Origin of the sequence: Petroclostridium xylanilyticum (assembly GCF_002252565.1) — a bacterium.
In the GTDB taxonomy this organism is placed as follows: domain Bacteria; phylum Bacillota; class Clostridia; order SK-Y3; family SK-Y3; genus Petroclostridium; species Petroclostridium xylanilyticum.
The window spans coordinates 54,061-66,359 of the sequence record NZ_NPML01000007.1 but is presented as its reverse complement, the minus strand read 5'-3'; the positions used below and the strand labels follow the sequence as shown (position 1 = coordinate 66,359).

At 36.3% G+C, this 12,299-nt stretch carries 9 protein-coding genes; 8 read left to right on the top strand and 1 reads right to left on the bottom strand.

Annotation, left to right across the window (positions count from 1 at the left end):
* Nucleotides 1-3: 3 nt before the first annotated feature.
* Both CIB29_RS03550 and CIB29_RS03545 read left to right on the top strand, forming a co-directional pair.
* On the top strand, nt 4-1,164 hold the full coding sequence (locus CIB29_RS03550; RefSeq protein ID WP_094546842.1) for a DUF819 family protein: 1,161 nt from the start codon (nt 4-6) through the stop codon (nt 1,162-1,164).
* Nucleotides 1,165-1,268: 104 nt separating this feature from the next.
* Nucleotides 1,269-3,365, top strand: coding sequence for a CocE/NonD family hydrolase (locus tag CIB29_RS03545; protein ID WP_094546840.1), 2,097 nt, complete (start codon nt 1,269-1,271; stop codon nt 3,363-3,365).
* A gap of 127 nt (nt 3,366-3,492) precedes the next feature.
* Here CIB29_RS03545 and CIB29_RS03540 read toward each other — a convergent pair whose 3' ends face one another.
* Complete coding sequence (locus CIB29_RS03540) at nt 3,493-4,185, bottom strand: heparan-alpha-glucosaminide N-acetyltransferase (RefSeq protein ID WP_198543735.1); 693 nt, start codon at nt 4,183-4,185, stop codon at nt 3,493-3,495.
* A 294-nt stretch (nt 4,186-4,479) separates the two neighbouring features.
* On the opposite strand from CIB29_RS03540, the gene CIB29_RS03535 reads away from it, so the two are divergent.
* The 6 genes from CIB29_RS03535 to miaA all read left to right on the top strand — a co-directional run bounded on the left by CIB29_RS03535 (nt 4,480) and on the right by miaA (nt 12,279).
* The gene (locus tag CIB29_RS03535; RefSeq protein WP_094546836.1) at nt 4,480-4,722 is read left to right on the top strand and encodes a hypothetical protein; all 243 of its coding nucleotides are present in this window, start codon (nt 4,480-4,482) and stop codon (nt 4,720-4,722) included.
* A 240-nt stretch (nt 4,723-4,962) separates the two neighbouring features.
* Entirely contained in the window at nt 4,963-6,402 is a 1,440-nt protein-coding gene (gene miaB / locus CIB29_RS03530) for a tRNA (N6-isopentenyl adenosine(37)-C2)-methylthiotransferase MiaB (protein WP_094546834.1), read from the top strand.
* A complete protein-coding gene (locus CIB29_RS03525; protein WP_094546832.1) occupies nt 6,402-6,788 on the top strand; it encodes a YlbF/YmcA family competence regulator in 387 nt (128 codons plus the stop codon). The genes miaB and CIB29_RS03525 overlap by 1 nt, the downstream gene beginning before the upstream one ends.
* Nucleotides 6,789-6,799: 11 nt before the next feature.
* Nucleotides 6,800-9,433, top strand: coding sequence for a DNA mismatch repair protein MutS (gene mutS / locus CIB29_RS03520; RefSeq protein WP_094546830.1), 2,634 nt, complete (start codon nt 6,800-6,802; stop codon nt 9,431-9,433).
* Between the two features lie 21 nt (nt 9,434-9,454).
* Nucleotides 9,455-11,323 carry a DNA mismatch repair endonuclease MutL gene (gene mutL, locus CIB29_RS03515; RefSeq protein WP_094546828.1) on the top strand — a complete coding sequence of 623 codons (1,869 nt, stop codon included), beginning with the start codon at nt 9,455-9,457 and terminating at the stop codon, nt 11,321-11,323.
* 11 nt (nt 11,324-11,334) lie between these two features.
* On the top strand, nt 11,335-12,279 hold the full coding sequence (miaA, locus tag CIB29_RS03510; protein ID WP_094546826.1) for a tRNA (adenosine(37)-N6)-dimethylallyltransferase MiaA: 945 nt from the start codon (nt 11,335-11,337) through the stop codon (nt 12,277-12,279).
* The last annotated feature ends 20 nt before the right edge of the window (nt 12,280-12,299 follow it).

Below are 12,299 nucleotides of genomic sequence, written 5' to 3'. Positions count from 1 at the left end.
ATTATGGAACCGATGTTGAATTCAACGATAAGCTTATTGGCCGTAATGTTCATGACAATAAGCATTGGACTTTATCTTAGCAAGCACAAACCTTTTACTTCTTTTGGACCTGCAATTATAGTTATAGTTATAGGTATTATACTATCTAATTTTAAGATAGTACCAACCTGGGCAGATGTGTACGGAGTTATGTTTGAATATGCAATACCGCTATCAATAGCTATTATGCTTTTAGGTGTGGATCTTAGCGGTATGTTGAAGCTTTCAAAGCAACCGCTTCTAGCAATGTTTTTTGCAGTTGTAAGCGTTTCTATAGCCGCACTAGTTGGTGGAATATTTATGGCAGGACAGATTCCGGAAGGGTGGAAGGTAGCAGGTATGTTCGTGGGTACATACACAGGAGGCAGCTCAAACCTTACAGCTATAGGAACTGCTCTTCAAGCTTCGCCGGAGACTTTTGCTGCAGCAAATGCTGCTGACTATGTAGTTGGTATTCCAAGCCTTGTACTTCTGATGTCAGCTCCTGCATTTATGAAAAACTCCAAGTGGTTTAACAAGGTATGGCCTTATAAGCTAACTGATGAAGAGCTTGAGCTTGAAGGTGGCCATGACTTTATGCAGGCTAAGGAATGGAGCATAAACGATATAGCGTGGTTACTTGGAATAGGTTTTGCCATCGTATTTGCTTCAACAGCTTTAGCACAACTCTTTCCCGCAGACCTTACAAGTGTGATGAAAATAATATTAATAACTACAATTTCAATTATAGTGGCACAATTTAAAGTAGTTAGGAATCTTAGAGGTAAAATGGACCTTGGACTATATGTAGCGTTATTCTTCCTCGTTATTATTGGATTTATGGTAGATATAAGACAGTTTTTCAGTTCAACTATAACTATTTCAATATACTGTACAATAGTTATATTGGGCTCCCTGGCTTTACATTTACTGCTATGCAGACTTGCAAAGATTAAGTATCAGTATGTGGGTATTTCAATAATGGCATCAATTGCAGACGGTACTACAGCAGCCCTGATGGCTGCAAGCGGAAAATGGGAATCACTTATTAGTATCGCAGTTGTTTTAGGTATAATAGGAAACGCTGTAGGTAATTATGTTGGCATAACTATTGGATACCTTATTAAAGGCATAATAGGCATGTAGTTCAATTTTTAATCAGATATGCAAAATAGCCGAATACTCAGCTTTAAAAGTGAGTATTCGGCTATGTATCTATGCAGGACTAAATTTTATAAGGAGTGAGCAGATTGGAAAGGTTTAAACTTTATTATTCGGGGATACATATATCGGATATTTACTTAGGTGGAAGTGAAGTGTATTATTCAGAAAAAGACGTGGTAACAGGGTCATTTGGGGAAAAAAGAACCATGTCTGCTGAAGAGGGCAATAGATACAAAGGAGATTACTTAATAAATCCCATATTTATAGGGAAAAACCTTCCTGAGTATAAAAGGATTTTTAAAACTGATGATAACAAGGTTGTGACTTCCTGGGGAGATGTGTATGAAAAGTATGGCGAAAAGGAAGGAATATGGGCAAGGAGAAATGGGATACATCCAATTGATGTATTGGTTCTTGATGGAGATATAAAAGGATTCATAGCAATATCCAGAGAAATGGTATCAGTACTAGTAAAAGAAGGGTATGAAAGCTACACACCGGTAAAATACTGGACTGAAGGTATAGTTTCAAAGCCAGAGTACCTTGTTGATTACAAGGGAGTCTTTATGGTTGAAATGAGAGATAAAGTAAAGCTTGCGACTGAGGTATGGCTTCCCAAGGGAGTTAAGGGTAAAGTACCAGCAGTACTTATAAGAACATGCTATGGAAGAAATAGAAGGCTTCATGAACATTTTAGATATGTTATGAGAGGATATGCATTGGTTATTCAAGACACCAGAGGACGTGAAGACTCGGAGGGCAAATGGCTGCCTATGCATTATGAAGTAGAGGACGGAGACGATACCTTGAACTGGATTGCAGCTCAGGAGTGGTCGGATGGAAGTGTTGGAACTATAGGAGCATCCTATCTGGGTTACGTCCAGTGGGCGGCAGCAGCTAGCGGGAATGAACATTTAAAGGCAATGGTAAGCATAGTGACAGCAGGAAGTCCTTTTCTGGACATACCCAGAAAGGGAGGAACCTTAGTATCCGGTACAATGGCATGGGCCTTTGCCATGATAGATAAAAAGGTTAACCTTGAAAACATGGTGAGGGACGATTGGAACGAGATAATGAAGATAAGGCCTATTAAAGATATTCCAAAGAGAGTATTTGGAAGAGATGTTGAGTTCTGGACAGAATGGTCATCCCATGAAGTACAGGATGAGTTTTGGGAAAAGTCAAGCTGGTATAGGCTGAAACACAAAATAAAAGCTCCGGCTATGATAATATCAGGATGGTATGATGATAATGGAATGGGAACAACTGAGGCCTGTCAAGTAGTAGAAAGCTATGCAAAGTCAGATAAAAAGATAATACTTGGACCATGGATGCACAATGCCAACAGTCTAAGAGAGATACACAAGGTCTCATTTGGAAATAACTGTGTGAGGGATGATATAGACTATTTGTACCAATTATGGTTTGACAGGCACCTGAAGGGAATCGACAATAGCGTAGATAAGGGAAGTCCCGTAGAGTATTATGCAGTAGGTGACAATAAGTGGGTAGGCTGTAATACTTGGCCTCCGGAGAATAGCAGCTTGACAGATATGTATATTACAAGCGGGGGAAATGCCAACACTTCATCAGGAGATGGAAGGATAGTATTTGAAAAAGTTAATGAAGTAGGCGTAGACAGCTATAATTTTGACCCTGCCGATCCAGCACCTCATATTATTGACATGTCAGAAAATGAGATAGGCGTGCCGGAAAACTATACAGATATGGAAAAAAGAAAGGATGTACTAGTTTATACGTCGGATGCCTTGACAGAGGATGTTAGTATAGCCGGAGATGTGTATGTAGAATTTTATGCAAGCAGCTCAGCCAAAGATACCGATTGGGTGGTGAGGCTTACTGACGTAGACGAGGACGGAAACTCTATAAGACTGTGTGATGGAGTTCTAAGAGCTAAGTTTAGACAGGGATTTGATAAGATGGTTCTTTTGGAACCAGGTAAGATTGAAAAATATGTAATCAAGACATCGAAAATAGCAAATACCTTTAAAAAAGGCCATAAAATAAGACTTCAGATAACTTCAGGGGCGGAAAACTATATATTCCCTAATCCTAATACAGGAAATAACTTCTTTGAAGATACAGAGTCTCTGGTAGCCTTTCAAAAGATTTATCATGGTGGAATATATGAGACAAAATTAAGGCTTCCTGTGGTAAAATAGAGCCCTGTGCATTACAAAAAAAGGATTTTGGCTATAATAAAATTCTAAAAGTGCAATGCAAAATAACTTTTTGAAAGGTTCATTGAATAGGTCTTACTACGCAATTTTTCATGCTATGAGAGCAGTCTTATTTTAAAATATATTTATGAATAACAAATAAAATTGCCAAAAGCGCAGGTTGGTGTATTAAATAAATAGGCAGCGAGTGTTTACCCAGAAGAGAAATGAAGTCATGTTTAAAATTAAAAGGAAAAATACTTTTACGGTTTTTATATACTGTTTTTCCAATTAAAATTCCTGCAGCAAATATTCCAAACCAGGGGAATAAAGGATAATAATCTAAAGAAGCAAAGTTTTTATTTATTAGCCCGATTGGAAATAGATACGGGGAATCTACCAGCATATTGGAAAAAATGTTTCCTACCAGAATAAATAAAATACTGATAGCTATTAATACTTTATTATTCAGATTTTTAATGAAATCATATAAAATCATGCTGGCACCTAAAAAATGCAGAATTCCAAATCGGATATATGTTTCCGGATCATAAAAATACGTAGTAAGTGTCAGGAGCATGCCAAATGAAAAAACTTTAAGCCCCCGCTTGATATTATTTTTACTAAAAGTACAGCTTATCCCCGAAACAAGCATAAACAGAATTGCGGATAGTTTTCCTTCATAATACCAGAATCCGCTTAGATATTCAATTTTATAAGCGTAAAAGTCTTTTAGGTCGACTATTAAATGAAATATGGTCATCAGAATAATGGCAATACCTCGTATAAAATCTATTTCCCATACCCGGTTTCTTTGCTGCATAATCATTCTTCCTTTTCTCTTTGATTTATAAATGATAAAATATATATATACTTACTGATAATGATTTTACATGGCAGATAAAGTCAATAAGTTCACAGTTCACGGTTCACAGTAAAGGCTATTAAATCGTTTACTACTGTGAACTGAGAGCTGTTAACTGTGAACTATATAATAATAATATATTATTTTTTGATATAATGCTATATGAAGTTTTTGATTTTTATAGGGCAATCTATCGGAGATTCTTTTATAATATTTGCTCTAAAGGGGTAAAATACCTTTTGAGGTGATTTTATGAGGATTGAAATGAATGGCTCAGAATATAGGGGAGATTATGTAGATATCGTCAGGCAAATGAAAAATGATAATGTGGTAAATGAAGATATTTCGATATTTGAATATGCAAATGATGTGGAATATCTTATGATGAGATTCTTTGATAAAGACGTAGATACAGGGACAACTGACCTGGAAGACAAATGTGAAAGCCTGGTAAAAGAACTATTAAGAAAAGGCCTGGCAAGGAGACTTGATTGATGGATATGTGAAAACATATCCTATTTTTATGATATAATATACGACAAGAATTCATTAAAGTTTGATAAGAAATGTCATAAAATCTTGAATTTTCTTAATTCCCAGGAAATATTCGAGGATAATAAAATGAATAATATTCATCAACTAAAAAATATGCACCTAATAAGAATATAAATGTTTTATTGTGTGAAAAAATATGATAATATAATTATTTGAAATGTAAAGACAGAGGTGCAGCAAATGAGTAAAAGAGAAAAAATTATAATTCCTGCAGATGAGATTAATAAGCAGAAAGAAATAATTAACAGAATAAAGCAAAGAAATGACTTTGATATACAACGTTCCGGTAGAAATAAGCTTGCTATGATTGTTACCTATGGCTGTCAGCAGAATGAAAATGACTCTGAACGCCTGAGAGGAATGTTGAGGGATATGGGGTATCATTTTACTGAGGACAAGGAAGAAGCGGACCTGATACTTTATAATACCTGCTGCGTGAGAGAAAATGCCGAATTAAAGGTATTTGGCAATATAGGGGCATTAAAACATTTGAAAACCAGAAAACCGCATTTGTTAATTGGCATATGCGGATGTATGATGCAGCAGGAGCATATTGTTAAGCAAATCAAAAAGAAATATAAACACGTCGATATGGTGTTTGGTACCCATACATTATACAGGTTCCCGGAAGTATTGGAAAAAGCTATGAACGAGACTTATACCGTAATAGATATATTAAATACTGACGGCTATATTGTAGAAGATATTCCAATTCACAGGGAAGGAAGTGTAAAAGCCTGGGTTTCCATTATGTATGGATGCAATAATTTTTGTTCTTACTGCATTGTTCCTTATGTAAGAGGGAGAGAGCGCAGTAGAAATCCAAAAGATATCATAGATGAAATTACTCAACTGGTTTCAGAAGGCTATAAAGAAATTACCTTGTTGGGACAGAATGTAAATTCCTATGGCAAAGATTTAAATGAAGAAATTGACTTTGCAGATTTATTAAAAATGGTAAATGACGTCAGCGGTATAAAACGGATTAGATTTATGACTTCCCATCCAAAAGATATCAGTGATAAACTGATCAAAGCCATGAGTGAATGTGAAAATGTTTGCGAGCAGCTTCACTTGCCTTTCCAGGCAGGTAGTAATAAGGTGTTGGATATGATGAACAGAAAATATACGAAGGAAAAATATCTCGAAATCATCAGCAAGGTAAAAGCTGCAATTCCGGGTGTTGCTCTTACAAGTGATGTAATTGTGGGATTTCCGGGAGAAACAAATGAAGATTTTGAAGAGACACTGGATGTTATTAGACAGGTAGAATTTGACTCATTATTTACTTTTATATATTCTCCCAGAAAAGGTACTCCTGCAGAAAAAATGGAGGATGTATTAAGCAAAGAAGAGAAGCAGGCTAATTTTCAAAAATTATTAGATATACAGAACGAAATTTCTTTAAAGAAAAATCAGCAATATATGGGAAGGATTGTTGAGGTGCTGGTAGAAGGGTATAGTAAGAATAATCCGGAAGTTCTTACCGGCAGAACCCGCACAGGAAAAATTGTAAACTTTGTAGGAAATGAAAAAATGATTGGGACTTTAATAAATGTCCGGATTAATGAAGTACAGACGTGGTCTCTGGCAGGACAAGTGGTTGAGGAGGATTTATAGTGGATGTTATTGATAAAGCAAAAGAGTTGGGCGAAATGTTAGCTGGCTCAAAGCAGTACCTGAGATTCAAAGACGCCGAGATTGCCAAGCTGAACGACGAGGAAGCACAAAAACTATTAAAAAAGTATAATGAAAAAAGAAGACAAGCAGCAATGATTTTGAAACGCAACCGGTTAAATGCTGAAGAAATTAGTGCAGTAAAACAAGAGCTGCAGAGAGAATTTGAAATTCTAAACCAAAATCCGGTGATAAGAGAATATATAGATGCAAAAAAAGAATTTGAACAGTTGGTTCAATCAATTAATAGTGTGATCACCTTCTATATCGATGGAGGGGAAAAAGGCTGTGCCTCAAGTAAATGCGGCACTTGCGGAGGTTGTAGTTAAGGGGGGATATAATGGCTGCTTTAACACCTATGATGCAGCAATATGTACAGATAAAAGAACAATATAAAGATTGCATACTCTTTTTCCGCCTTGGAGACTTCTATGAAATGTTTTTTGACGACGCCGAAATTGCTTCAAGGGAATTGGAAATAACATTGACCGGTAGAGACTGCGGGCAGGAAGAGAGGGCCCCTATGTGCGGTGTTCCGTTCCATTCTGCCGATTCCTATATTGCCAAGCTTGTGAATAAGGGATACAAAGTAGCGATATGTGAACAGTTGGAAGACCCCAGTGAAGCAAAGGGAATTGTACAAAGGGATGTAATTCGCGTAGTTACCCCTGGGACTATTACAGATACTTCCATATTAGATGAGAAAAAAAATAATTTTCTTACATGTTTATATAAAGATTTGGAGGGAATTGGCATAGCACTGGTGGATGTAACAACCGGGGAGCTATATGCAACACAGTTTAGTCATGAAGATTATAAAGCGAAATTGATGAATGAACTGGCAAGATATTGTCCATCGGAAGCCATTGCAAATAAAGAGATGATTGATGACCGGCAAACCTGTAAATTACTCAAAGACAGGTTTAACTGCTATGTAGAATATTTTTATGACTGGAGTTTTGATTTGGATACGGCTTCAAAAAAGATTGCCGACCAGTTTAAAATTTTAAACCTCAATAGCATTGGCCTAAAGGATAACCATCATGCAGTGAGATCCGTTGGTGCTTTGTTAGAGTATCTTGAGCAGACCCAGAAAATAAATTTGTCTCATATTACTACCGTGAATTATTATTCAACCAACAATTTCATGGATATTGACATTTCTACCCGCAGGAATTTGGAACTAACCGAGACAATGAGGGAAAAAGCAAAAAAGGGTTCTTTGCTCTGGGTGTTGGACAGGACTCAAACTGCCATGGGCGGCAGGCTGCTGAGGAAATGGATAGAACAGCCGCTGATGAATTGTACACATATTAATAAAAGATTACAGGCAGTTAATGAATTGTTTACCAATAACTTATTAAGACAGGAATTGATGGACTCTTTAAAAAACATATATGATATTGAACGCTTATTGAGTAAAGTTATTTACGGTTCCGTTAACTGCCGGGATTTGATTGCTCTAAAAAAGTCAATTAGTTATTTGCCTGAAATAAAAAGCAACCTGGAAAAGTGTGATACTTCACTCTTGAAAGAAATGTATAACCAGTTAGATATATTAGCAGATATCTACCAACTCATTGATGTTGCAATTATGGATGATCCACCGTTTTCAGTGCGGGAAGGCGGCATCATAAAAGAAGGATACAATGAGCAGGTTGACCAGCTCAGAAGAGCAACAGTAGAAGGAAAACAGTGGATTGCTTCTTTAGAATACGAAGAACGGGAAAAAACGGGAATTAAAAATTTAAAAATAGGATTTAATAAGGTATTCGGGTATTTTATTGAAGTAACAAAATCACATTTATCAAATGTTCCGGAAAGATATATAAGAAAACAAACCTTAGCAAATTGTGAAAGATATATTACCCCTGAATTGAAAGAAATAGAAAATAATGTTTTAGGGGCGGAAGAAAAGATAGTTCAATTAGAGTATCAGCTTTTTTGCGATATAAGGGAAAAAATTTCCTCACAGCTGGATAGAATTCAAAAGAGTGCAAAAACTATTTCAGCGGTGGACGTTTTGTGCTCTTTAGCTGACGTTGCACAAAAAAATAACTATTGTATGCCGGAAGTGGACCTTTCAGATAAAATCATCATTAAAGACGGAAGGCATCCGGTAGTTGAGAAAATGCTAAGCAGCAATATGTTTGTACCTAATGATACATTCCTGGATAACGGAGATAATAGACTTTCCATCATTACCGGCCCTAATATGGCGGGAAAATCTACTTATATGAGGCAGGTTGCATTAATTGTGCTAATGTCCCAGATAGGCAGCTTTGTTCCTGCCTCATCAGCCAAAATAGGTATCGTCGATAAGATTTTTACACGGGTAGGAGCATCGGATGACCTTGCATCGGGACAGAGTACTTTTATGGTTGAAATGAGTGAGGTTGCAAATATTCTCAATAATGCTTCACAAAAAAGTTTATTAATACTGGATGAGATAGGCAGAGGTACAAGTACCTACGATGGATTAAGTATTGCATGGGCTGTGATTGAATATGTATGCGATGTAAAAAAAGTTGGGGCGAAGACTTTATTCGCTACCCATTATCATGAGCTTACCGAACTGGAAGATAAACTGCAGGGAATAAAGAATTATTGTATTGCAGTAAAAAAACGGGGTGATGATATTACTTTCCTGCGCAAAATAATCCGCGGAGGAGCAGATGACAGCTACGGAATAGAAGTTGCAAAGCTGGCCGGTGTACCAATTGAAGTAATAAATAGGGCCAAGCAGATATTAAAGACATTAGAGGACGCTGATGTAAACAGAAGTTCCCTGGTAAAAGTCAAGCAAAAATTGCATAAAAAAAATGAGAGTACATCAGAAGACCAGATGGGAATATTTGGCCTAGGCAGCAATGAAATCATCGATGCATTGAAAAGAATCGAAATTACTACCATGACACCCATTGAGGCGATGAATGTGTTGTACGAGTTGCAGCAAAAGGCAAGAAGACTGTAAAAGAAAGTTACGGAGGTCGCTATGAAGAAAATTAATATACTGGACCCGAAGGTAGCAAATATGATTGCAGCCGGGGAAGTGGTTGAACGTCCTGCATCAGTGGTAAAGGAATTAATAGAAAATTCAATAGATGCTGCAGCTCAAGCCATTACCATTGAAATTAAAAATGGCGGTATCACATATATAAGGGTTTCGGATAATGGAAATGGCATTGATAAAGATGATGCAGCGATAGCTTTTGAACGCCATGCTACAAGTAAAATACAATTTGCAGAAGATTTGGACCACATTGAAACCTTAGGGTTTAGAGGAGAAGCGTTAGCCAGTATTGGAGCTGTTTCCCAGGTAGAATTAATAACAAAAACCTCATATTCTGATGAAGGAATCCATGTAGTCGTAAAAGCAGGAAAACTTTTAAAACAGGAAGATATAGGATGCCCGCAGGGCACGACGATTATAGTTAAGAATCTCTTTTATAATACCCCTGCAAGGATGAAATTCTTAAAAAAAGATTCTACCGAAGCAGGATATATAAGTGATATTGTAAACAAAATGATATTGGGACATCCGGAAATTTCTTTTAGATATATCAATAACGGGAAAGAAATAATTTTTACCCCGGGAGATAATAATTTGATGAGCTGTGTATATAGCTTGTTTGGGAAAGACTATGTAAAATCAATGATTCCTCTTGATCATTGTGATGGTGGAATAGAGGTTGCAGGATTGGTTGGTAAAGCTGACATTGCAAGAGCAAACCGGGGATTACAAAGCTTTTTTATAAATGGAAGGTATATAAAAAGCAAAATACTAACTTATGCAGTTGAAGAGGCTTATAAAAATATATTGCTGGTCAACAGGTTTCCGGTAGTTATTCTCCATTTGAACATTAACCCGGCATTCATTGACGTAAATGTACACCCGACAAAAATGGAAGTAAAATTTTCCGATGAAAAGCAGGTTTATCAGGCAGTATACTGGGCTGTAAAAAATGCCTTATATGCCCAGAAGCACATTCCTGAAGTTACTATACCTAAAAAGAATATATTTGAATATGTCCCTGCTGCTAATGAAAAAAGCAATATTTATATCAAAGAAGATATAATACAACAGGAAATAAAGATTCCTAAAAGTACAATATCACACAATAATTATCAATACCATAGTAAACATGATGCTGCAACTGATACAAAAACAGAACAAAGTATGCCTGCTATAAATTCTGATGATTTATACCAAATGAAGAATAGCACTACTATTGAAACAAAGTCAGTAACTGCTGTCCCTCGTTCCGGACTCCAAACTCCGAGCTTATATGATTTTAAAATTATCGGACAAATTTTCAATACTTATATCATCGTACAAAAAGACGAAGAAATATTATTAATAGACCAGCATGCAGCTCACGAAAGGTTAAAATATGAACAACTGCTGGTAGAGCATAGAAATCATGTGGTTTGCGCACAGACTTTGCTTATACCTGTAGTAATTCCTCTTTCAAACATTGAAATTGAAATTATAAAAGAGAATATTGAATTTTTTAAGAATATAGGGTTTGAAGTAGAAGATTTTGGGAATAATTCAATTGTAATTAGACAGACTCCGGTTTCTATTGAAGAGCAGGAGCTAAAAGACCTTTTTATAGAAATCGTTGAATTACTTCAGCATTCTAAAAAAGAAATTATCACTGATATTGAATCTCGTGCCTTATATAGCATAGCTTGCAAGTCAGCAATAAAAGCGAATAAAACCATGCATAGCAAGGAAATAGAACGGCTGGTATCAGATATATTAAGGTTGGATAATATCAACACATGCCCGCACGGGAGGCCGATTATAATATCTATGTCTAAACATTATATAGAAAAGCAGTTTAAGCGTATAATATGAGGTTGATAACTATGAGCCAAAAGCCTTTAATTGTCATAGTAGGTCCGACAGCTGTCGGAAAAACAGGACTATCAGTTGAATTAGCATTAAAAATTAATGGTGAGATTATATCCGCTGATTCAATGCAAATATATAAATATATGGATATAGGCACAGCAAAAGCTACACCAAAAGAGCGAAAAGGTGTAAAACATTATTTGCTGGATGAGATTACTCCCGATGAAGAATTTAGCGTTGCAAGATACAAAGAATTAGCTGACCGTTATATAGATGAAATTATTTCAAAAGGTAAGCTTCCAATAATGGTTGGAGGAACAGGATTATATGTCAATGCTGTAACAGACAATATTAAATTTTCTGAAACCATATGTGATTGGGACTATAGAAATCAACTGCAAATTCTCGCAGAAACCAATGGAAATGAATATCTTCATAAGATGTTAGAAGAAGTAGACCCTGTTACAGCGCAAAGACTTCATACGAATGATACACGAAGAATTATCCGGGCCCTTGAGGTGTATAAGTACACTGGAATTCCAATTTCCAGGCACCAGGAAGAGTCGAGAAAAGAACCTTCACCCTATAAACTGGCTATGATCGGTCTTACAATGGACCGGGAATGGCTTTATCAAAGGATTAATGAAAGAGTAGAGATAATGATTGAACAAGGGCTGGTAAATGAGGTGCAGAAATTGCTGGATATGGGCTACAACAAAGAAATGACTTCAATGAAAGGATTGGGCTATAAAGAAATTATAGACTATCTCAACGGTGAGACTACGTTTGAACAGGCTATTGACATATTAAAAAGGGATACCCGCAGATATGCCAAAAGACAGCTTACGTGGTTTCGAAGAGATAAGCGGATACACTGGATACATATTCATAAAGAAGATAGTAAAAAAGAACTAATAGAAAAATGTCTAAAATATATAGCAGAAATTGGTATAATGTAGTATAATGATTGTTGAGTAAT